Origin of the sequence: Nitratireductor sp. ZSWI3 (genome assembly GCF_024655565.1) — a bacterium.
Taxonomy (GTDB): domain Bacteria; phylum Pseudomonadota; class Alphaproteobacteria; order Rhizobiales; family Rhizobiaceae; genus Nitratireductor.
The window spans coordinates 1-21948 of sequence record NZ_JANKOF010000082.1; the positions used below are offsets into that span (position 1 = coordinate 1).

The 21948-nt window shown below is 65.4% G+C and carries 27 protein-coding genes and 1 pseudogene; 27 read left to right on the forward strand and 1 reads right to left on the reverse strand.

Going from position 1 to position 21948, the window contains the following annotated elements; all coding sequences use genetic code 11:
• Both NUU27_RS19620 and NUU27_RS19625 read left to right on the forward strand, forming a co-directional pair.
• Positions 1 to 877, forward strand: an 877-nt coding sequence (locus NUU27_RS19620; protein ID WP_257763875.1) for a toprim domain-containing protein, incomplete at its 5' end; no start/stop codon positions are given.
• Between the two features lie 308 nt (positions 878 to 1185).
• Positions 1186 to 2109, forward strand: a complete 924-nt coding sequence (locus NUU27_RS19625) for a DUF2493 domain-containing protein (RefSeq protein ID WP_257763876.1) — start codon at positions 1186 to 1188, stop codon at positions 2107 to 2109.
• 44 nt (positions 2110 to 2153) lie between these two features.
• Here NUU27_RS19625 and NUU27_RS19630 read toward each other — a convergent pair whose 3' ends face one another.
• A complete protein-coding gene (locus NUU27_RS19630) occupies positions 2154 to 2858 on the reverse strand; it encodes a hypothetical protein (protein ID WP_257763877.1) in 705 nt (234 codons plus the stop codon).
• 608 nt (positions 2859 to 3466) lie between these two features.
• On the opposite strand from NUU27_RS19630, the gene NUU27_RS19635 reads away from it, so the two are divergent.
• From NUU27_RS19635 to NUU27_RS19755, 25 genes and pseudogenes are all read left to right on the forward strand, one after another.
• Complete coding sequence (locus tag NUU27_RS19635) at positions 3467 to 3634, forward strand: hypothetical protein (protein WP_257763879.1); 168 nt, start codon at positions 3467 to 3469, stop codon at positions 3632 to 3634.
• 141 nt (positions 3635 to 3775) lie between these two features.
• Positions 3776 to 4216, forward strand: coding sequence for a hypothetical protein (locus NUU27_RS19640; RefSeq protein ID WP_257763880.1), 441 nt, complete (start codon positions 3776 to 3778; stop codon positions 4214 to 4216).
• A gap of 566 nt (positions 4217 to 4782) precedes the next feature.
• A complete protein-coding gene (locus tag NUU27_RS19645; protein WP_257763881.1) occupies positions 4783 to 5106 on the forward strand; it encodes a DUF736 domain-containing protein in 324 nt (107 codons plus the stop codon).
• Between the two features lie 192 nt (positions 5107 to 5298).
• Positions 5299 to 5556: a helix-turn-helix transcriptional regulator gene (locus NUU27_RS19650; RefSeq protein WP_257763882.1), complete on the forward strand. Its 258-nt coding sequence runs from the start codon at positions 5299 to 5301 to the stop codon at positions 5554 to 5556.
• Between the two features lie 99 nt (positions 5557 to 5655).
• Positions 5656 to 5922, forward strand: coding sequence for a DUF2285 domain-containing protein (locus tag NUU27_RS19655; protein WP_257763883.1), 267 nt, complete (start codon positions 5656 to 5658; stop codon positions 5920 to 5922).
• 119 nt (positions 5923 to 6041) lie between these two features.
• The gene (locus tag NUU27_RS19660; RefSeq protein WP_257763885.1) at positions 6042 to 6266 is read left to right on the forward strand and encodes a transcriptional regulator domain-containing protein; all 225 of its coding nucleotides are present in this window, start codon (positions 6042 to 6044) and stop codon (positions 6264 to 6266) included.
• Positions 6267 to 6444: 178 nt separating this feature from the next.
• A complete protein-coding gene (locus tag NUU27_RS19665) occupies positions 6445 to 6816 on the forward strand; it encodes a DUF2285 domain-containing protein (protein WP_257763886.1) in 372 nt (123 codons plus the stop codon).
• 141 nt (positions 6817 to 6957) lie between these two features.
• A complete protein-coding gene (locus NUU27_RS19670) occupies positions 6958 to 7239 on the forward strand; it encodes an AlpA family transcriptional regulator (RefSeq protein ID WP_257763887.1) in 282 nt (93 codons plus the stop codon).
• Positions 7229 to 8257 carry a replication initiator protein A gene (locus NUU27_RS19675; protein WP_257763888.1) on the forward strand — a complete coding sequence of 343 codons (1029 nt, stop codon included), beginning with the start codon at positions 7229 to 7231 and terminating at the stop codon, positions 8255 to 8257. Before NUU27_RS19670 ends, NUU27_RS19675 begins: the two co-directional genes overlap by 11 nt.
• Positions 8254 to 8904 (forward strand): ParA family partition ATPase, encoded by a 651-nt coding sequence (gene parA / locus NUU27_RS19680; protein ID WP_257763889.1) that lies wholly within the window; start codon positions 8254 to 8256, stop codon positions 8902 to 8904. Before NUU27_RS19675 ends, parA begins: the two co-directional genes overlap by 4 nt.
• Entirely contained in the window at positions 8901 to 9155 is a 255-nt protein-coding gene (locus tag NUU27_RS19685; protein WP_257763890.1) for a hypothetical protein, read from the forward strand. Before parA ends, NUU27_RS19685 begins: the two co-directional genes overlap by 4 nt.
• Positions 9152 to 9670 carry a DUF2840 domain-containing protein gene (locus NUU27_RS19690; protein WP_257763891.1) on the forward strand — a complete coding sequence of 173 codons (519 nt, stop codon included), beginning with the start codon at positions 9152 to 9154 and terminating at the stop codon, positions 9668 to 9670. The genes NUU27_RS19685 and NUU27_RS19690 overlap by 4 nt, the downstream gene beginning before the upstream one ends.
• Entirely contained in the window at positions 9667 to 10212 is a 546-nt protein-coding gene (locus NUU27_RS19695) for a S26 family signal peptidase (protein ID WP_257763892.1), read from the forward strand. Before NUU27_RS19690 ends, NUU27_RS19695 begins: the two co-directional genes overlap by 4 nt.
• 35 nt (positions 10213 to 10247) lie before the next feature.
• Entirely contained in the window at positions 10248 to 10583 is a 336-nt protein-coding gene (locus NUU27_RS19700; protein WP_257763893.1) for a DUF736 domain-containing protein, read from the forward strand.
• A gap of 2 nt (positions 10584 to 10585) precedes the next feature.
• Positions 10586 to 11353 (forward strand): lytic transglycosylase domain-containing protein, encoded by a 768-nt coding sequence (locus NUU27_RS19705; protein WP_257763894.1) that lies wholly within the window; start codon positions 10586 to 10588, stop codon positions 11351 to 11353.
• 1255 nt (positions 11354 to 12608) lie between these two features.
• Entirely contained in the window at positions 12609 to 13730 is a 1122-nt protein-coding gene (locus tag NUU27_RS19710) for a DUF3363 domain-containing protein (RefSeq protein ID WP_257763903.1), read from the forward strand.
• 164 nt (positions 13731 to 13894) lie between these two features.
• Positions 13895 to 15886, forward strand: coding sequence for a conjugal transfer protein TraG (locus tag NUU27_RS19715; protein ID WP_257763895.1), 1992 nt, complete (start codon positions 13895 to 13897; stop codon positions 15884 to 15886).
• A 10-nt stretch (positions 15887 to 15896) separates the two neighbouring features.
• Positions 15897 to 16358: a CopG family transcriptional regulator gene (locus NUU27_RS19720; protein WP_257763896.1), complete on the forward strand. Its 462-nt coding sequence runs from the start codon at positions 15897 to 15899 to the stop codon at positions 16356 to 16358.
• Between the two features lie 145 nt (positions 16359 to 16503).
• Positions 16504 to 17484, forward strand: a complete 981-nt coding sequence (gene trbB / locus NUU27_RS19725) for a P-type conjugative transfer ATPase TrbB (protein ID WP_257763897.1) — start codon at positions 16504 to 16506, stop codon at positions 17482 to 17484.
• Entirely contained in the window at positions 17481 to 17813 is a 333-nt protein-coding gene (locus NUU27_RS19730; protein WP_257763898.1) for a TrbC/VirB2 family protein, read from the forward strand. Before trbB ends, NUU27_RS19730 begins: the two co-directional genes overlap by 4 nt.
• Positions 17813 to 18094: a VirB3 family type IV secretion system protein gene (locus tag NUU27_RS19735; protein ID WP_257763899.1), complete on the forward strand. Its 282-nt coding sequence runs from the start codon at positions 17813 to 17815 to the stop codon at positions 18092 to 18094. The genes NUU27_RS19730 and NUU27_RS19735 overlap by 1 nt, the downstream gene beginning before the upstream one ends.
• A 13-nt stretch (positions 18095 to 18107) precedes the next feature.
• Entirely contained in the window at positions 18108 to 20651 is a 2544-nt protein-coding gene (gene trbE, locus NUU27_RS19740; protein ID WP_257763900.1) for a conjugal transfer protein TrbE, read from the forward strand.
• Between the two features lie 19 nt (positions 20652 to 20670).
• A complete protein-coding gene (gene trbJ / locus NUU27_RS19745) occupies positions 20671 to 21453 on the forward strand; it encodes a P-type conjugative transfer protein TrbJ (protein ID WP_257763901.1) in 783 nt (260 codons plus the stop codon).
• Positions 21454 to 21482: 29 nt separating this feature from the next.
• Positions 21483 to 21776, forward strand: a complete 294-nt coding sequence (gene trbK-alt / locus NUU27_RS19750; protein WP_257763902.1) for a putative entry exclusion protein TrbK-alt — start codon at positions 21483 to 21485, stop codon at positions 21774 to 21776.
• A gap of 3 nt (positions 21777 to 21779) precedes the next feature.
• Positions 21780 to 21948: pseudogene (locus tag NUU27_RS19755) on the forward strand (P-type conjugative transfer protein TrbL); the annotation flags it as partial.

The following is a 21948-nucleotide window of genomic DNA, read 5'->3' on the forward strand; positions in this document are numbered from 1 at the left end:
GGTCTTATGTGCAACTGCACATAAGACCGACGCGGCAACCGGCGAGCATGGCGATCTGCTGGACATCATCCGCGAGAGTTGCGGTTTGCTCGACTTCGCCGATGTGGTCGCGGAAGCCCGGCGCTTTCTCAGCCTGCCGCATTCAGAACCGGAACCAGCACCGAGGAAACCAGCCACCAAACCGGCGCCCTCGGGCTCCACCGAAGCGGCGCGGCGGCTGTTCGCCATGTCGCAACCGATCGCGGGGACGCTCGTAGAAACGTATTTGCGCCAACGCGGCATTACAGCTTTGCACGGAACCGGAAGCCTGCGCTTCCATCCGCGCTGCTATTATCGCCCCGATGAGCACAGTCCGACCGAGTCCTGGCCTGCCATGATCGCCGCCGTCACCGACCTCGACGGCAGGATCACCGGTGCGCACCGCACCTGGCTTGCCCCGGACGGCTCCGGCAAAGCGCCGATCGACATACAGCGCAAGGCGATGGGCGATCTGCTCGGTCACGCCGTTCGCATCGGCGTTCCGGGAACAGTAATGGCCGCCGGCGAAGGCATCGAAACCATGCTGTCGCTCCGGCAGGTTCTGCCCGACCTCGCTGTCGCGCCAGCGCTCTCCGCAGCCCATCTCGCCGCCATCCTGTTCCCGCCGCAACTGCGCAGGCTCTATATTGTCCGCGACAACGACCCGGCCGGCGACGGCGCCCGGGACAGCCTGATCGCCCAGGCGAGCGCGGCCGGGATCGAGGCGATCGTGCTCTCGCCGGCGATGGGCGATCTCAACGAGGATCTCCGCCATCTCGGCCTGGACGCGCTCAGAGCCGGACTGCGCCCGCAACTCGCTCCCGAGGACGTCGCCCGCTTCCTATCACTCGTGGCATAGCCGGAGGGAGATGCCGAGTGGTGCGGTGCCGCCATGCCCGCCCGGATGCGCCAGCCGTCGGGCGGGGACCGCGCCTCGGCCTTCGAGAGGGCGATCGGCCCACAAACGGCACGGGCCGGCAATGGCGAAGACCGGCTATTTTCCGGCGGCGCTACGCGCCTTTCCATCGCGAGGCAAAATAGCCGGCCTCCGCCATCCTCCGCTGTCGCTTCGGCCCCCGCTTTCGCTCCGGGTGCAGGCCCGGCCCGCCCGCGGGCTTCGTCGCCATGAAGGCCGCGAGGGTCGCGGTCCTACCGACGGAGCATCCCATGAACGAGCATGACGAGTTCGAACCACAGTACAGCGCATCCCCGACCGACCATGTCCTGACCGAGCTTCAGCTCTACGGTTGGCGTCCCGCCGAAGGCGAGCCCGATCCACGGCCGGCCCCCGAGGATCGCATCATCGAAGGCGCCGTCGCCGACATCTTCGACGCGCTCATCGCCACCATGGCCGACACCTGCCTTGATTTCGACCTCGACGAGATGCTCTGGTCGAGCGTCAACATGTTCCACCGCGCCGTCGAGCGGGTCGAGCGTAAGCTCGACGACAACGAGCAGGCGCAGAAGCGCCTCCAGCGCGAACAGGACGGCTCGGAGGTCAAATCGGTGCAGCTCGAGCGCCTGATCGAGAACGGGCAATCCCTGATCGAGCGGCGCGACAGCCTGGAAGTCTTCCGCGAGAGCGCCGCCGACCGATACCTCGCCGCCACCGGATCACCCTGGTCGCCGCGGACCGGATCGCGCGTCAACCATCGACACCTCACCGCCGCGATGATCGACAGCCGGGATTTCCTCGCCGCCAAACGGCGTGCCGAGACCGAGGTCATGCTACCCGCAGGCCCCAAGGTGGCGATCACCGGGGGGCTGGACTTCAATGATCATCACCTCATCTGGGCCAAACTCGACCAGGTTCACACCAAGCATCCCGACATGGTGCTGTTGCATGGCGGCTCGCCCAAGGGCGCCGAGAAGATCGCCGCCCGCTGGGCCGACACCCGTAAGGTGCCGCAGGTCGCTTTCAAGCCCGACTGGGCAAAACACGCCAAGGCCGCGCCCTTCAAGCGCAACGATGCCATGCTCGCGATCATGCCGATCGGAGTGATGGTTTTCCCCGGCACCGGGATACAGGAGAATTTCGCCGACAAGGCCCGCAAGATGGGCATCCCGGTCTGGAGATTCGGCGGCGCATGAGTGCCGCTATCACCCAAGTTTGTCGCTCAGATAGGCGAAACAGTTCAAGGCTGCTGGCGCCAGAACTGTGTGCTGTAATTATTCAGCCCACGAGAATGAGAATCGACCGTCGCCTGGAACGTTTCCGGGATCTTGTCTCCGTCACCGCCGTCCCTGAAATAATCCCTGACCGAATAGAGCGCTCCCCTCATCAAGTGCTCCCATGTTTCATACAGCCTGGTCTGCCGATCCTGCTCCTGCTTGGCCTCGCTCGGCTTTCGCTTGGGCACGGGCAAGGCATACTCGGGACGTAACTCGACATCGTGGAAGAACGTGATGCTGCCGAACTTCCACTCGTCGTCAACGGTCCGGCGCCACCTATAGCTCACTCGGACGCTCAGGCGTTCGCTGAAATGATGAGGCGGCATGATCTGGTCGTCGATGTAGAAAAGTTGCCCTTCCTTCTCTTCCGCTTCCATCCGACGCCTCATGGCCGCTAACGCGAAGGCCAAATCACTGCCGGCGCGACGTAGCGTGTTTTCCGTTTCTGTGCGCTTTCTTGGTGCCTTGGCCAGGCGGTGCTTCGCCAGCGCCTGTTCAAAATACCGGAGTTTTGCTGCAATGTAGGACCCGCAGCTTGTGAGAGGGAGACGGTGCAGATCACCCATTCGTTCCTCCCGAATCGCCTGCTCGATAAGCTTGTCCAACTCGCCGGCGTCGATCCCCTTGAGCGCATTTTGCTGATCGCGGGAAATGTTGATCTCTCCCATGCGGCGTATCCTCGCGTTTTTTCTGTCAAGTCTCGCATGATCGTACCCGCAGCGTTCCGAACAGGTCGAAAGTCGGCAGCATGACGACAGCGACGTCTCACAAATAGTATCAAGAACGGGACTCGAAGATATCCACGTTCTTCCGCACGAGCCGATGAAACCGAAAGCCGGCCTCCTGCCGAAGTGAGCTTCCCTTTTGTTGCCGCGCGTTTCGTGTGCGCCAGAACTACGGCAGACCGTCGTTCGGCTTCAATCGCCGGCGCCAGGAGACGCTGACGACGCAGAGGATCGGGTTGGCACGGCTGAACGAATGGCGGACTCACGACCCTGGACCGTGGCTCCATGAACGGCGGAGCACACGCCCACTTCCTATGCGCTGATCCTTGGTCCGGCCGATGGCCTGACGCCATCAACCCGTGAAGGGTCCGCTACGCAAGCGTGCGGCCTTGAGGCGCTTTTGATGGTCGCGTTTCCGAACCGAAAAAGAGGTGCCCACTTTTTCTGGAAACGCTCCAGCGCCTCGGCGGTGATTGCGGCCTTCAGCCGGACACATCGGGCGCCTGTCGCGCGGGGGATGGTCCCCCGCCTCCAAGACAGGAGCCGGAACGATGTCCCTCGATCAAGCCAACGCCTTCGCCTTCAGCCTCGCCGCCACCCTGATGACCGTGATCGTCATCTTCCGCGCTGGCGACGGCACCGTCTCGGCCATGCCCGCCACCGAATATGACGGTGACGACGATGCCATCATCAACGAGATCGACCCCTTCGCCTCCTGAGGGGAGGCGAACCGCTGCGGCGGGTGGAGATCGGCCCGATTTCCGCTCCCGCAACGGGGCGGTTTCGGCTATGCTGACGATTGCGCCGCGGTGGTGGTGGATGGCGCGACCGTCTGACCTGTTCTCACGGAGACCACCACCATGATCGCATTAGGAATCCTCGGATCGCTTGCAGTCATCGGCCTGCTGTGCTGGCTGCTCTTCACCCTTGCGGTATTCGCGCTGCCATTCTTCGTCGGTGTGAATGTCGGCATCTGGACGCATCAGGCTGGTACCGGGATATTCGCAGCTTTCCTCATCGGAGCTTTCGCCGCCGGCGCCACCTTCGGCATCGGCCAGTTCTTGCTCGCCGTCCTGCGTTCGAGCTGGTTGAGGCTGCTGGTCGCACTCGCCTTCGCCGCCCCGGCCGCTCTCGCTGGCTTTTACGCGACCTATGGCATCGTCAGCCACACCATGCCGACGGAAACCTGGCAGCTTGTCTTCTCCATCATCGGCGCGGCCGCGGTCGGCATAACGGCATTCGTCCGGGTGACGGCATTGGCCACGCCCGAAGCCTCCGGACAGGGAATCGCGACGGCCTGAGCCGACTGGCGATATGAGCGGGCGGACCAGGACAGCCGGGGCGCCATTTTCGCCAATGTGCTGGACGGTGATGGTGCGACGATCGGCCTGCGGCATACGAGGCACGCACATCCTCTCCTCGCGATGCCTGAATCCAGTGAACGCCAATCCCGGCAACCCGGCAAAGGAGGTGGAGGCGGTTCGTGAACTGCCGCCGTGTTGGGCGATGCGATGTGCCTGCCTGTCGTGATAGGGAGCCCGAGCGCTGAACGGCATGGCCGGATTCCGGCGGTTGCGGCGGGTCGCCACGTTCTCCATGTGATCGCAGCCGGATCGAGCGCACCGGAACGGCCTCTCCAATGGGCTGATCTGGCCGAAGGACGGCTGACGCCTCGATCGCCTATGACGCAACAGTGTCGTCATAACTTTCTTCCCCTGCCAGCTGCGCCGCCATTCCGCGCGGAACAAGAAAGTTCCTCCTTTGCTGTCGAGCCCCTTCGGGGTGCGCCGTCGATCGCCTCCGGCCAACCGATCGCCATCGAGGCCGCATGGTGCGGGCTCGAAGCTTCAGATCAAGGAGAACTGACATGGCGACCATCGGCACCTTCAAAAAGTCCGGCAACGAATATGCTGGCGAAATCGTCACTCTCAACGTTCAGGCCAAGAACGTCCGCATCGTCCCGGACACTTACCAGACCAGCGAGAACGCCCCCAGCCACCGCGTCCTGGTGGGCCGCGCGGAGATCGGAGCCGCCTGGTCCAAGCGCTCGAACGAGGGCCGCGACTATCTGGGCCTCAAGCTCGACGATCCGAGCTTCACCGCCCCGATCTACGCCAACCTCTTCGACGACGAGGACGGCGAGGGCTACAGCCTCATCTGGTCCCGCCCCACCCGCCGCAACGGCGAGTAAGGCAGAAGCGAAACGCCCCGCCCGGATTTTCCGGGCGGGGCCAATTGCATTGGGAGGCGACCGAATCAGTTCGAACCGGACTCAGTTCCTATCAAGCTTTCAAGACCATTATGACTAGCTCGGGCGTACAAGAACGACTATAATAGCCGTAGTTCTGGCGCGCGCGCAGGTCCAGATGGGAGGTGATCATGCATGATCACCGCCCGACAATCGCGGGCCGCACGCGCGCTGCTTGGTTGGACGCAGGAGACGCTTGCCGACAAGGCCCGGGTATCGCTGACCGCATTGAAACGCCTCGAATCCGAGAGTGGCCTCGAGGTGTATGAATCCACGCGCGATCAGGTCCGAAGGGCTTTTGAAGGCAACGGCGTGATCTTCCTTGATTCCGACCGGGGTATCGGGGTGCTGCTGGTCGATGAAAAACACCGCCAATCCCGTCCGTCGCCATAGTCTGCAGCCAAGCTTGATTGCATGCGCGAGCCTGAGTTCTGCAACTGCAGCGCGGTCAACAAGCGCCTCCAACAAAGATAAGAGAGAGTTGAAGGCTCCATGACACACGTCGATTTTCTCGATGAACCGCCGGACAGCGTGACGCTCACGGACTACGACCGTGCGCATATGAAGCTCTACCTGCGCCTGCTCGACGCCGCATCCGATGGCGCCGATTGGCGCGAGGCCGTCTCCGTTCTTTTCGGTCTCGATCCGGAGCAGGAGCCCGAACGCGCTCGTCGGATCCACGACCGTCATCTCGCCCGCGCCCGCTGGATGACCACGCACGGCTATCGCCTGCTGGTCCGGGAAGGCCAACACCACTGATGCTTGGTGTTGCAACGGCTGCAACACCTATTGCGTGCGCGCTGGCTTCCGCCTTTCGCCCCGTCCGGTGAACCTTCCTGTCTCGACATGTACCCGCGTTACGAGGCTGGAGGGCAGTCATGTCTCCCGACACGACCCGGTGGCGTTCGTCATCGACCTATGAATATGTGGATCATCTGACGGCGCCGGATGTCGGATGGGAATGGCTGCGGCGCAACGACGATTACCAGCATGACTTTGAAAGGCTCCACAGGGCGCAGCGCCAGTCCCCGGACCTGATCGAGCGGGCAAGCGCAAAGTGGGGATTGCGATTTCGCTGTCGCGCCAAACCTCAACGCCACTGAGACGCCCGTCTTCTGGCTTCCCGAGGAAGACACGAGCGCAGTCATTCTCGCACCTGCGCCGCCGGTGCTGTCGAGGAGCTCCTCTTCGGCGGATGCCCTGGGTTCCGAGCACCGGCGTGTTACGTCCGAGACAAGTCATTCCCTGCATCCGCTGGGCAAGGGCGAACACCTCCATCTCGTGCTCGCCGAAGGCATCTCCGCGGACACGCCGCTTGCGGCCCTGGTGCCGCTGGGGAGCGAAGGGTTCGATCGCGTCGAGGCCATCACGCGCCTGCTCGCTGCTCTTCACGGCCGGACCGTGCCGCCGGACACGCGGCTGACGCGGCAGCAGCGGGCACGCGCGCGGCGCATGTTGCAGGCTTACGACGGTCGTCGCGCCGGCGCCACCCAGCAGGAAATCGCTGAAGTCATCTTCCGCACCGGCAAGCTGACCCGCGACCAATGGCAGTCGGCGTCCGCGCGGCACGCGGTCATCGGTCTTCTCGCGGGCGCGCAGGCCATGATCGCGGGCGGCTATCGCAAGCTTCTCAGACATCGCCGCCGACAGTAGTCCACGGCGGTCATTGCGCCGGTGTGGAATTTCAAGACCCCCCAACTTCCCACTGCAACTCGCCGATCCGCCTTCGCCATCGTGGCCTTCGTCAGCCGCTGAGCACCAGCGGCCTCAACGAACCCCACGGAGGCCCGATCCATGCGACCCGATCTCGCCGTACTCCCGCCGCGCTACCTGCGCACCAAGGAAGCCGCAGATTTCCTGAGCCTTTCAGCCCGCACCCTCGAAAAGCACCGCACCTACGGAACCGGTCCCGCGTACCGCAAGCTCGGCGGGCGCGTCGTCTATTCGGTGGACGACCTGCGCACCTGGGCCGACAGCGGCGCCGTCACCTCCACCTCCGATCCGCGCGGCAGCGTATTGCCGGCCAAGCGGCACGATCCCACGCCGTCGGTCCGTACCGGCCGGCATGGCCGCTGAGGCCGCAATGCCGAACGATAGCCGCACAACATCCAGCGAGCGCAGCCACCTCGATCCTTTTGTGGTCGCAACCGGTGACGCATCGCCCCGCGATCAGCGTGATCTCATGGAACGGCCGTTCTTCTCGCTGGCGAAGCGACCGCGCACCAAACCAATTTCTTACCGGGCCGCCGATGTCGAAGTGCAGGTCTTTGCCATGCCCGAGCATGGCATGGCGACGATATGGGACGCCGATGTGCTGATCTGGGCCGCCTCGCAGATTGTGGCAGCCGAGAACAACGGCTTCGCCACATCGCGCTTCTTCCGCTTCATGCCCTATCAGCTCCTGCGCGCCATCGGGCGGGCCACCGGCAATCGTGACTATCTGCTGCTCAAGGCCGCGCTTGCCCGTCTGCAATCGACCGTCATCGCCACCACGATCCGGGGCGGCAAGCATTGGCGGCGGCGGCAATTCTCATGGATCAATGAATGGGAAGAGATGACGACGCGAACCGGCCGCGTCGAGGGTATGGAATTCGTCCTGCCCGAATGGTTCTACAACAGCGTCGTCGACCGTTCGCTGGTGCTCACCATCGACCCAGCCTATTTCCGACTGACCGGCGGCATCGAGCGCTGGCTCTATCGCGTCGCCCGCAAGCACGCCGGACGCCAGCCCGAGGGCTGGGCGTTCGAGTTTTCCCACCTTCACCGGAAATCCGGCAGCCTGGCGCGGCCGTCCGACTTCGCGCTGGATCTGCGCCGCATCGCCGCCCGCCAGTCGCTGCCCGGCTATTGCCTCCAGATCGAATGGGAGGACGGGCGCGAACTGCTACGTTTCCTGCCCGAAAACCTGTCCACAGTGCCTGTGGAAACCCGTGTGAATCCTGTCGGGACATTAGGCGCACGCACTATCGGGACATTAGGCGCAAATCGCGCGCCGGACTCCATAGAAGACTCTAACAGAGAATCTAACTCTTCTTCTTTGACGCGCGCGCAGGCGAGCCATGGTGCCGGTGCCGCCCGGCGAGGTGCGCCATGATCGTCGCGCTCCTTAACCAGAAGGGCGGCGTCGGCAAGACCACGCTGGCGCTGCATCTCGCCGGAGCCTGGGCGCAGCGCCGCCAGCGCGTAACCCTGATCGATGCCGACCCGCAAGGGTCGGCTCTGGACTGGTCCGAGCGCCGCACCCATGAGGGCCTGCCGCGTGCCTTCGGCGTCGTCGGCCTGGCACGGGACACACTGCACCGCGAGGCCCCTGAGCTGGCCCGCGACGCCGACATGATCGTCATCGACGGGGCACCGCGTGTCGCCGGGCTCATGCGCTCCGCGCTGCTCGCCGCCGACCTAGTGCTGATCCCGGTGCAGCCTTCACCGTTCGACGGCTGGGCCTCCGCCGAGATGCTGGCGCTTCTGAACGAAGCGCGCATCTACCGGCCCGAGCTGGCCGCACGGTTCATTCTGAACCGTTGCGGCGCGCGTACCGTCATCGCCCGTGAGACGGCCGAGACGCTGGCCGACCACGATCCGCCCCTCCTCGCCGCCACGATCGGCCAGCGCGTCGTCTTCGCCGATGCCGCGCAGTCCGGCCGGCTCGCGTCCGAGATCGATGGCGACAGCCTGGCCGCGCGCGAGGTCGCGGCGCTGGCCGACGAGATCGACCGTCTCGGTATCGGGAGGGCGCCATGACCGGGCGCGCAGGCAAACGCGGTTTCGCATCCCGGCCGGGCGATGCCGAGCGCTGGATCAAGGCGGCCGGGACGCAGCCGGATGGAGAGACCTCCGGCGAAGCGTTCACAGCCCGGCTGACCATCGACATAACGCCCGCGCTGCGCGGGCGCATCAAGGTCGCGGCCTTCCGGCGCGGGATCACCGTCGCCGAGATGCTGCGCGACCTGCTCACCCGCGAATTTCCATCCACCGACGGAGATCCGACATGACCGGCAAGCCGGCCCACCGCATCCACGGCCGTCCGCTGCCGGACGGGCCTGAGCCCTTCACCACATTGGTCGAACTGACCTTCCAGAAACAGAAGGTCGAGCACTGGATCAGATTCGGCCGCAAGAGCTACGAGAAGATCCTCGACCGCCGCCGCAGCGTCGTTGGCTTCGCGCCGGACAGCGTCTTCGCCTTTGTCAGATGGGCGGCCGGCGAACATGGCACGATCATTTCGCGCATCGACATCGTGCGCGCGGTTCGTCGCGGCGAGCCGTTCCAGACGCTGCCCTTCGTCCGCCCCGGCGGCGACATCCTGCTGCGTCTCGATAGCTGGGCGAAGGTGCAGCGCGCGCTTGCCGCCATAGACGCCGTAGAAGCGCTGGGGCTCGATCCGGCCGACGCCGCGCCGGATCACTGGCGGCACGTCCACAACCGGCTGAGCGCCGGCCTGGAGCCGCACGTCTATACACCCGAGCGACACGCCGCGTGGCTGCATCGCCGGAGGATCGAGCCATGACCCGCCGCCGCACCCTCGTGGTGACGGCGATGGCGGTCATCTGCATCGCCGCCGCCGGCACCGTCGAGACGCCCACCAGGTTGATCTGGAATGCGACGGGGAGCGCGCCGGTCGGCTTCTACTCCGTCGAGCCGGCAGAGCGGATCGACGTGCCCGAACTGGTCGCCGTGATGCCGCCCGAACCGCTCGCCGGCTTCATGATCGAGCGCGGCTATGTCGGGCGCGGCGTGCCGCTGTTGAAGCGCGTCGCGGGCCTGCCCGGACAGCGCGTTTGCCGCACCGGGCGCACGATCACGGTGGACGGGATCGAGATGGGCGAAGCGCTGGAGCGCGACAGCCTGGGCCGCGAACTGCCCGTCTGGCAGGGCTGCCGCGTGATCGGCGACGACGAAATCTTCCTCATGAATTGGGACGTCCCCGACAGCCTCGATGGCCGCTATTTCGGACCTATCCCCGCAAGTTCCGTCATCGGTCGGGCGCTGCCGCTCTGGACCGATGAGGAAGCCGACGGCCGCTTCATTTGGCGCGCGCCGACGCACTGACCCCGCACATCCACCCCAAACGCAGGAGATTTTCCATGCCGCAGATCGGTCAATTCACACGCGAGGAAACGCACTTTGTCGGGCGCGTCCACACGCTCACCCTCTACCGCGAAGTCAGCATCGTTCCGGCCGAACCCTCCGATACCGAAAACACGCCCGACTACCGCATCTTTCACGGGGTGGACGATGCGGCGCCCGAGATCGGCGCGGCGTGGAAACGCACAGGCGAGAAGGCCGGTGAATATCTTTCGGTCCTGCTCGACGACCCCGCGCTGCCGCGTCCGATCCGCGCGAATCTGTTCCGCGATGGCGCCGAGGCGACGTCCTGGTCGTTGCACTGGAGCCGGCCCAGGCGGGACGGGAAGGACTGAGCATGGCTCGGCCACGACGCCAGCATGCGTCCGGGCGTCGTCTTGCCGCCCGGCGCATCGCGCTCCTTCTCCTTTCCGGCCTTCCACTTTTGGTATCGCCCGATGCGACTGCTTTCGCTCAGCCAGCGCCCGCGACCGCCACGCCCGCGAGCCATCCCTATGCGGCTCACATTGCCGAAGCTGCGCAGCGCTTCGGCATTCCAGAGCACTGGATCGCGGCCGTGCTGCGCGCCGAGAGCGCGGGCGACATACGCGCGATCTCGTCGGCCGGTGCGATGGGGCTGATGCAGGTGATGCCCGACACATGGGCCGAATTGCGCGCACGCTATCGCCTCGGCCGCGATCCCTATGATGCGCGCGACAACATCCTCGCCGGTGCAGCTTACCTGCGCGAGATGTGGGACCGCTACGGCAATGTCGCGGCCATGCTCGCGGCCTACAATGCCGGTCCCGCCCGCTATGACGACTATCTCGCGACGGGCCGCACATTGCCTGCCGAGACCCGCGCCTATGTCGCGACGCTCGTGCCGGATCTTGGCGGCCACCTTGCATCCGATCCGCCGCCCCCGGTATCGCCGCCGCCGCCGGATTGGCGCGAAGCACCGCTCTTCGTTATGCGCTCAGGCGGCACACAGGGCGCCGACGCGCGGTCATCCGAAGCGCAGTCCGGCGACGCCCCCACACCCGTTCCGGTGCGCGATACCGCCGATGCGGAGCCGCAGGACGGCAGCGTTTTCGTCGCCCGCGCGAGCGATGGAAGCACGCCATGAGCATGGCGCTGCCCTGCTTCAGTGCGCCGATTGCAGTGTGCAGATCGTCATATTTGTGCCTGGCTGCAATGACGGCAGGAAGGGCAGAAAGTGCGAAAAAGGCGGAGGGCAAGATAAAGGAACATGGCACCAGGTCGGGCCAGTTCGCGAAATTATTGTTGTCTGCACACTGTTTGGGCGGGACACGAGCGGCACCCCACTTAGGAGCCTCGCGTGCCGCGGTGTCTCGCTACGCCCTGGTCTTGCTGGGTTTTGACCGGCACTATTGTCTGAAAACGGACAGCCTTGCGCCATTTTGGTCCGGAGCGCGGCGATGAGCGCCGACGACGAGAACCGCTTCCGACCCAAGCCCGGCCGCATCCGCTCCGACACGCCGCGCGCGGGCAAGGCCAAGAGCTTTCTGACGCAGGCGAAGAAGCTCACGCGGCAGCACAGCAATAGCCCGTCCAGATCAGCGATGCGATCATCAATGCGCTCCGTGTCCGGTGCGGCCGGGAAGAGCGGCAAGGCATCGCGGGCAAGTGGAGGACCGGGGGTGCGGCGCGGTCGTGGCGCGGCCTTCGCCCGGGCGCGCACGCTCTCCGGCGGCTGGCGGCACAGCGCCCCCGGCATGCGCCGAGTCATTGTGAAAACCCGCTACGTCCAGAATGCCGGCAGGAACGGCAGGTCTGCCGCCCATCTGCGCTACATCCAGCGCGACGGAACCTCGCGCGATGGCGAGCGCGGCCAGCTCTATTCGGCCGACGAGGACCGCGCCGATGGCAACGCCTTTCTTGATCGCGGTGCCGATGATCGTCACCAGTTCCGCTTCATCGTCTCGCCCGAAGACGGAGCCGACCTCACCGACCTGACGGCGCACACCCGCGATCTGATGAGCCGGATCGAATCCGACCTCGGCACGCGGCTCGATTGGGTCGCGGTCAATCACTACAACACCGGCCATCCCCATGTGCATGTCATCGTCCGGGGCAAGGACGATCTCGGCGAGAATCTGGTCATCAATGGCGACTATCTCGCCAACGGATTTCGCGAGCGGGCGAGCGAGTTGACCACCCTCGAACTCGGCCCCGTGACCGGGATCGAGCAGAGCCGAAAGCTGTCGGCCGAGATCGATCAGGACCGCTTCACCCGCATCGACCGGGCAATGGTGGAGGAAGCCCATTCCCGTTTGCTCGATCTGCGCCACGAACCCGCCGAACCGGGGCGGCAGTTCAACCGCGCGCTGCGCCTGCGCCGGCTCGCCAAGCTCGAGAAGATGGGCCTGGCCACGGAGTACGCCACCGGCGCCTGGGAATTGAGCGAAAGGATGGAACCGGCGCTGCGCGAACTGGGCGGGCGCGGCGACATCATCCGCACCATGCACAGGGCGTTGAAGGCCGATGGTCTGGAGCGCGACCCGATGACGTTCCAGATTCATGACCGGCCGCCCGAGGCTCCTATCGTCGGCCGCGTCGTGGACAAATACCTGTCCGACGAACTGGGTGAGAACCTGACCCTGGTGGTGGACGGGATCGACGGTCGGACACACCACGTCGCCGGTATCGAGGCGGCCCGCGTCGCGGATGCAAAAATCAGCAGCATCATCGAGATCGGCCCGGCCGATAGGGGGAGCCGGCCATCCGATCGCGCCATCGCAACAATCGCCGAGGAGGGCATCTATCGGCCGGGCCGCCATCTGGAACAGGCCAGGTTCGAGGGCCGCGTGCCGGGCGGCGACTATGAGGGCTATGTCAATGCTCATGTGCGCCGGCTGGAAGCGCTGCGCCGCGCCGGCATCGTCGAGCAGATCGACGCTCACCAATGGCGCATCCCCGAGGATTTCGAGAGCCGCGCCGCCGCCTATGATGCGGGCCGCAACAGGCAGGCCAGCGTGCGCGTTCTGTCTGCCTTCGATCTCGAAAGACAGGTCGGCGCCGATGGCGCGACCTGGCTCGACCGGCGGCTGATCTCTGGCGAGGCATCGGATCTCGCACCGGCCGGGTTCGGGAGACAGGTGCGCGAGGCGATCGACCAGCGGCGCGAGCATCATATCGAACGGGGCGACGCCACGCGCCGGCAGGACGGCCGCGTCTTCTACCGGCGCAATTTTCTCGCCACGCTGCGCGAACGGGAGGTTGCCCGCATCGGCGCGGAGATGGCGGCGAGCAAGGGCCTGCCGTTCCGGGCAGCGGCGGAGGACGAGAGCATCAGCGGCAAGTTCACGGGCACCGTGCAATTGTCGAGTGGCAAGTTCGCCATCGTGGAAAAGAGCCACGAGTTCACGCTTGTCCCATGGCGCCCGGTCATCGACCGTCAGCTCGGCCGCGAGGTCATGGGCATCGTGCAGGGAGGATCGGTATCGTGGCAGCTTGGCAGATCGCGCGGCATCGGAATCTGACCAAAGGCATACGCGCGTTTGCTTGGCGCGTGCCTCGGCGCTGAGAACCGTCCTATTTGCGCGCTGTGGTATGCGCCCGCTCTCCGGCCCGGTCTTTCCTGTTGCCTCTCGCGCAAATGCCTATTCTCTGATCGGCTCCATCTCTTTTGCCGATTGGAGCCTTTATGCGCGGAGGCAGAATACTCTGGGGCCAGATCGCCGTCGTCTTCACCATTGTTCTGGTGATGACGTGGGCGGCGACACAATGGACCGCATCGCGGCTCGGATTTCAGCCGCAGCTTGGCAATCCGTGGTTCGATCTGGCCGGCTGGCCGGTCTACTACCCGCCGGCCTTCTTCTGGTGGTGGTTCTCCTTCGATGCCTATGCGCCTGCGATCTTCGTCGAGGGCGCGATCATCGCGGCGTCCGGCGGCTTCATCGCCATCGCCGCCGCTATCCTCATGTCGATCATCCGGGCGCGGGAGGCAAAGAACGTCGCCACCTACGGCTCGGCACGTTGGGCCGAGGATCGGGAAATCCGTGCCGCCGGGCTTCTCGGCCCTGACGGTGTGGTGCTCGGCCAATTTGAGCGCGACTATCTGCGCCATGACGGGCCGGAGCATGTTCTGTGTTTCGCCCCGACCCGTAGCGGTAAGGGCGTCGGCCTGGTCGTCCCGACCCTGCTAACCTGGCCGGGAAGCTGCATCGTCCACGACATCAAGGGCGAGAACTGGACGCTGACGGCCGGCTTTCGCGCGAAGCACGGCCGCGTCCTGCTGTTCGATCCGACCAATGCGAAATCCTCAGCCTACAATCCGCTGCTCGAGGTGCGGCAGGGCGAATGGGAAGTTCGCGACATCCAGAACATCGCAGACATCCTTGTCGATCCCGAAGGCAGTCTCGACAAGCGCAATCATTGGGAAAAGACCAGCCACGCTCTGCTGGTCGGGGCGATTCTGCACGTGCTTTACGCCGAACCCGACAAGACACTGGCCGGTGTCGCCAATTTTCTGTCCGATCCAAAGCGGCCGGTCGAGGCGACTTTGCGGGCAATGATGGACACGCCGCATCTGGGTGAGGCCGGCGTCCACCCCGTCGTCGCCTCCGCCGCGCGCGAATTGCTGAACAAATCCGAGAACGAACGATCCGGCGTACTGTCCACGGCCATGTCGTTTCTCGGCCTCTACCGCGATCCGGTCGTGGCGCGCGTCACGTCGCGCTGCGACTGGCGCATTGCCGATCTGGTCGGCAGCGGCCAGCCGGTCACGCTCTACCTCGTTGTGCCGCCATCCGACATCAACCGCACCAAGCCGCTGATCCGGCTGATCCTCAACCAGATCGGCCGCAGGCTGACCGAAGAGCTGACCACATCCCGCAAACGTCATCGCCTGCTGTTGATGCTGGACGAGTTCCCGGCCCTCGGCCGGCTCGACTTCTTTGAATCGGCGCTCGCCTTCATGGCCGGCTACGGTCTGAAGAGCTTCCTGATCGCGCAGAGCCTCAACCAGATCGAGCGCGCTTACGGGCAGAACAATTCCATTCTCGACAACTGCCATGTCCGTGTTGCCTTCGCCACCAATGACGAGCGCACGGCAAAGCGCGTATCCGACTCGCTCGGCACCGCGACCGAACTGCGCGATTCCACCAACTATGCCGGTCATCGGCTCGCGCCCTGGCTGGGGCACCTCATGGTGTCGCGGCAGGAAACCGCGCGGCCGTTGATGACACCTGGCGAGATCATGCAGCTCCCGCCCACCGACGAAATCGTCATGGTGGCGGGCACGCCGCCGATACGCGCCACCAAGGCCCGCTACTATGAGGATGTGCGGTTCACGGAGCGTGTCCTTACGCCGCCCGACCCGGCCGCCGGGCCGGCTTGCGCACCGGAGCCCTCAACCGACGACTGGTCACGCCGCGTGATTGCCGCGGCAGACCGATCGGCATCGGGCGCCACGGAAGGCGCCCCCGGCGATCCGGCCAATGCCGGTATCCGCCGCGAACCGGAACTGCCCGAGCATGAGGAAATCGTCCCGCCGCCACCTTCTCCGGCGCGGGAATTCGACATCCTCGACGACGAACCCGATGTAGACGCCGCCAAGGCCCACGCCTTGCGCTCCCAGATGCGCATGGTTGCGCGGCAGGCGTCGATGAACCCCGATGACGGCATCGAGCTTTGAAGGACTCCCCGTGACCAAACGCACGCGCATGAATGTCTATTTCGACCCGGAATTGCTCAAACAGGTCGAGGCGCTATCGTTGCGGCGCAAGGTATCGAAATCCGCAATCGTCGAGGCGTCCGTCGCTGCCTTCCTGTCCGGGGACACGGCGGATCAGCTGGAAGCGGCCATGTCGCGCCGCCTCGACAGGCTTGGTCGCCAGATCGACGGGATGGACGAAGATCTCGCCATCCTCGGCGAAACTCTTTCGCTGTTTATCCGCTTCTGGCTGACCATCACACCGCCGATCCCCGAGGCCGGAAAGGACGCGGCTCGAGCCAAGGGCGCTGAGCGCTTCGAGGGTTTCATGCAGACCCTCGGCCGGCGTCTGGCGACGGGAGACAGGTTCCTGAAAGAGTTGTCACGCGACGTCGATTCGACTGGCGTCAGTTCGTTGCAAGAGCAAGTCGGGGTCAATGGCGACCAGCCCTGAACCTTCAACCCATCCTATTTGCCGCCGATCTCCGCCGATGCCCGCACACGCGTAAATAGGTGTTGAACCGGCCGGATTTCGGGCTTTCTTAATCGACCCCGACGCGGGGACCATCTGTCACGCCCCGTTGAGAAGCGGGGCCGAGATGACTGCCACTCACGACAAACCGGAGGCGATCGCACGCGGCGCGCGCATGCTGCGCACGGCGCTCGGGTCCGCCATTTCGGGGCTGCTCGAAGACCCCGCCGTGGTCGAGGTATTGCTGAATCCGGACGGCCGCATCTGGGTGGACCGGCTGTCAGAAGGCCTGGCCGATACGGGGGAGCGGCTACGCGCGGCCGATGGTGAGCGCATCGTGCGGCTGGTCGCCCACCATGTCGGCGCGGAAGTCCATTCCAGGGCGCCGCGTGTCTCGGCCGAACTGCCCGAAACGGGAGAGCGGTTCGAGGGATTGCTGCCGCCGGTAGTGGCCGCGCCGGCCTTCGCGATCAGGAAGCCCGCCATCGCGGTTTTCACGCTCGATGACTATGTGGCCGCCGGGATTATGACCGTCCACCAGGCTTTGAGCCTGCGCGAAGCTGTCGCGTCGCGCGCCAACATCCTCGTCGCGGGCGGGACCAGCACGGGCAAGACCACGCTCACCAACGCGCTGCTCGCCGAAGTGGCGAAGGGTGCGGATCGTGTCGTCATCATCGAGGATACCCGCGAGTTGCAATGCGCCGCGTCCAATCTCGTCGCCATGCGGACAAAGGACGGCGTGGCGACGCTGTCTGATCTCGTCCGCTCGTCACTGCGCCTGAGGCCCGACCGCATTCCCATCGGGGAGGTGCGCGGCGCGGAAGCCCTCGACCTGCTCAAGGCCTGGGGCACGGGCCATCCCGGCGGCATCGGCACCATCCATGCCGGTTCCGGCATCGGCGCGCTGCGTCGCCTTGAACAACTGATCCAGGAAGCCGTCGTCACCGTGCCGCGCGCCCTGATTGCCGAGACCATCGATCTCGTTGCCGTGCTCTCCGGGCGCGGTTCCGCGCGCCGGCTGGCCGAACTTGCCCGCGTCGAAGGGCTCGGCACCGACGGCGACTACCGCATCGCCCCCGCCACCAACCCGGAAGGAAATCCCGAATGATCCGCAATGCCCCGCGTTTTCGCCGTCATATCGCGACGGCGGCAGCCGCCACCTATGTCAGCTTGTTCATGGCGCCCGCCGCATACGCCTCCGGCTCGTCCATGCCGTGGGAAGCGCCGCTGCAATCCATCCTCGAATCGATCGAGGGGCCGGTGGCCAAGATAATCGCCGTCATCATCATCATCGTCACCGGCCTGACGCTCGCCTTCGGCGATACCGGCGGCGGCTTCCGGCGCCTGATCCAGATCGTCTTCGGCATCTCCATCGCCTTCGCGGCGTCGAGCTTCTTCCTTTCGTTTTTCTCCTTCGGCGGCGGGGCGCTTGTCTGATGGCGGGCAGTTTCGAACAACTCGATGCCGTGCCGGGCTTCACTGTCCCGGTCCACCGGGCTCTGACCGAGACGATCCTGCTTGGCGGTGCGCCGCGCTCCATCGCGATCCTGAACGGGACGCTGGCCGGCGCTGTCGGGCTTGGTCTCCAGCTTTGGCTGGCCGGGATCGTCATCTGGGCCGTTGGCCATTTCGCGGCCGTCTGGGCGGCAAAGCGCGACCCGCTCTTCGTCGAGGTCGGGCGGCGGCATCTCAAGCTTCCCGGCTACCTGGCAGTCTGAAGGAGCCGGACCGATGATGAATCTCGCCGAGTATCGCAATCGCAACACGCGCCTCGCCGACTACCTGCCATGGGCCGCGCTCATCGGTCAGGGCGTCGTGCTCAACAAGGACGGGAGCTTCCAGCGCACCGCGAAATTCCGCGGTCCTGATCTGGATTCCGCCGTCGCAGCCGAGCTGGTCGCGGTTGCCGGACGCATCAACAACGCCTTCCGCCGTCTCGGTTCCGGCTGGAGCATCTTTGTCGAAGCCGTTCGGCTGGCGGCGCAGCAATATCCCGACAGCACGTTTCCCGACGCGGCCTCCGCCCTGGTCGATGCCGAGCGGAAGGCGCAGTTCGAGGAGGACGGAAGCCACTTCGAGTCCCGATACTACCTGACCTTCCTCTATCTGCCGCCCGCCGAGGAAGCGGCCCGCACCGAGGCCTTGCTCTACGAGGGCCGGGACAAGACCGGCGTCGATCCGTGGGAAACCCTGCGCGGCTTCATCGACCGCACCGACCGCGTGCTGGCGCTCATGGACGGCTTCATGCCCGAATGCTGCTGGTTGGATGACGGCGAGACGCTGACCTACCTTCACGCGGCGGTTTCCACGAACCGGCACCGCGTGCGCGTGCCTGAGGTGCCGATGCATCTCGACGCGCTGCTCGCCGACCAACCCTTGACTGGAGGGCTGGAGCCGCGCCTTGGCGAGCAACATCTGCGCGTCCTGACCATTGTCGGCTTCCCGACCGCGACGACGCCCGGCCTGCTCGACGAGATGAACCGGCTCGCCTTCCCGTATCGCTGGTCGACGCGCGCCATCCTCATGGACAAGACCGATGCGACGCGGCTGCTCACTCGCATCCGTCGCCGATGGTTTGCCAAGCGCAAGTCCATCGCGGCGATCCTGAAAGAGGTGATGACCAACGAGCAATCCGCATTGGTCGACACCGATGCCGCCAACAAGGCCGCCGACGCCGACATGGCCCTGCAGGAACTCGGATCGGATGTCGCCGGAATGGCTTATGTCACGGCGACCGTCACCGTCTGGGACGCCGATCCGCGCGTGGCGCAAGAGAAGCTGCGCCTGGTCGAGAAAGTCATTCAGGGCCGCGACTTCACGGCCATGCCCGAAACTGTCAACGCCGTCGATGCCTGGCTCGGCTCACTGCCCGGACACGCCTATGCGAACGTCCGTCAGCCGCCCATCTCGACGCTCAACCTTGCCCACATGATCCCCCTCAGCGCCGTGTGGGCGGGGCCGGAACGGGACGAGCATTTCGGTTCGCCCCCCTTGCTTTACGGCAAGACCGAGGGATCGACCCCGTTCCGGTTTTCCCTTCATGTCGGCGACGTCGGCCACACCCTTGTGGTTGGCCCCACGGGCGCTGGCAAGTCCGTGCTGCTCGCGCTGATGGCGCTTCAGTTCCGCCGCTACGAGCGTTCGCAGGTGTTTGCCTTCGACTTCGGCGGCAGCATTCGCGCCGCCGCGCTCGCCATGGGAGGCGACTGGCATGACCTCGGCGGCGGTCTGTCCGAAGGAGCAGACACTTCCGTTTCACTTCAGCCGCTCGCGCGCATCCACGATACCTACGAACGCGCCTGGGCCGCGGACTGGATCGTCGCCATCCTCATGCGCGAAGGCATCGCCGTCACGCCGGAGGTGAAGGAACATATCTGGACGGCGCTGACCTCGCTGGCATCCGCACCGGTCGATGAACGCACCATCACCGGCCTGGTCGTGTTGTTGCAGTCCAACGATCTCAAACAGGCGCTCCGGCCATACTGTGTCGGCGGCCCCTATGGCCGGTTGCTCGATGCCGAGCGTGAGCATCTGGGCAGTTCAGACGTGCAGGCGTTCGAGATCGAGGGTCTTGTCGGAACCGGCGCGGCCCCAGCCGTACTCGCCTATTTGTTCCACCGGATCGGAGACCGGCTCGACGGCCGCCCGACGCTGCTCATCATCGACGAGGGTTGGCTGGCGCTGGACGACGAGGGTTTCGCCGGCCAGCTCCGCGAGTGGTTGAAGACGCTCAGGAAGAAGAACGCCAGCGTCGTCTTCGCCACGCAAAGCCTGTCCGACATCGACGGCAGCAATATTGCGCCCGCCATCATCGAGAGCTGCCCGACGCGCCTCCTGCTGCCCAACGAGCGCGCCATCGAACCGCAGATCACGGCCATCTATCGCCGCTTCGGCCTCAACGACCGTCAGATTGAGATCCTCGCCCGGGCAACGCCCAAGCGGGACTATTACTGCCAGTCCCGGCGGGGCAACCGCCTGTTCGAGCTGGGCCTCAGCGAAGTCGGGCTCGCTCTCTGCGCCGCCTCCGCCAAATCCGATCAGGCCGCCATCGAGCGCTTCGTTGCCGAACACAGCCGCGACGAATTCCTGACGGCTTGGCTGCGCCTTCGCCGCGTCGAGTGGGCCACCGATCTGATCCCCGATCTCACCAATCTCACTAAGCGACCGGAAACCGCCGCGCCAGACACAACGGAAGGGGCGGCGGCGCCTGGCGACCCGACAGAGTTCCAGCCGGACGGCTCCATTCCGCCCGGAGAAACCCCGAACCCACTCTGACCGAAGAGGAGATATTGCCATGATCCGTATTCTCGTTCCCCGCCTCGCCAGCGCGTCCGTCATCGCGCTGGCGCTCGCCGCGCCCATTGCAATTTCACCCATGCTGGCCAGCCCTGCGCATGCGCTCTTCGGCTTCGGCCGGATCGTTTACGATCCGACCAACCACGCCGAGAACCTTCTGACCGCGGCCCGGTCGCTGGAACAGATTAACAACCAGATTCAGCAGCTTCAGAACGAAGCGCAGATGCTCATCAATCAGGCCCGCAACCTCGCCAGCCTGCCATATTCCGCGCTCCAGCAGATCCAGCAGAACGTCCAGCGCACGCAACAACTTCTCGGCCAGGCGCAGAGCATCGCCTTCGACGTACAGAACATCGACCAGGCGTTCCAGCAGCAATATGGCAACGTCTCGCTCTCGGCCACCGACCAGCAGCTGGTCGCCGATGCGCGCAGCCGCTGGGAGAACACGGTCGGCGGCTTGCAGGACGCCATGCGCGTTCAGGCCGGAGTGGTCGGCAATATCGAGACCAACCGCACCCAGATGTCCGAGCTTGTCGGCCAGAGCCAGAATGCAGCCGGCGCACTGCAAGCCACGCAGGCCGGCAACCAGCTCCTTGCCCTCCAATCACAGCAGCTTTCCGATCTGATCGCCGTGATGTCGGCCAACGGCCGCTCTGAAGCGCTCATCGAGGCCGAGCGCGCAACCGCTGCCGAGCAGGGCCGTGTCCAGCGCGAGCGTTTCCTGACGCCGGGCTCGGGCTACCAGCCCGGCAACGCGCAGATGTTCAACGGTAGCAACTGAGGCGGCGGACGGCCGGAAAGGGGGATGCGATGGTGGGAAAGACCCTCGCACGGATCGGCGCGGTCGCCTTCGTTGCCGTCGCGATCACGGTCACGGTGGTCGAGATGACCCGCAAGGACGATCCCGCGCCGGCCAGGACGGCACCGGCGCTCCAGCCTCCGGCCGATCCCTTGCGGGCGACGCTGCGCCGGTGCCAGCAACTCGGCGAGGCCGCGACCCGCAACGCCGATTGCCTCACCGCCTGGGCCGCGAGCCGCGACCGTTTCCTGGGTCGCGCACCTGCGCCAGCACCCGCCGTCCCGCAATCCGGCACCGGGGAATGACCGATGGGCGGCACGGGCGTCATCGATAATTTCCTCGGGGTCTTCACCTCCTACATCGACAGCGGCTTCGGCCTGCTCGGCGGCGAGGTCGCGTTCATCGCCACCACCCTGATCGCCATCGACGTGACGCTGGCCGCGCTGTTCTGGGCCTGGGGCGCCGATGACGACATCG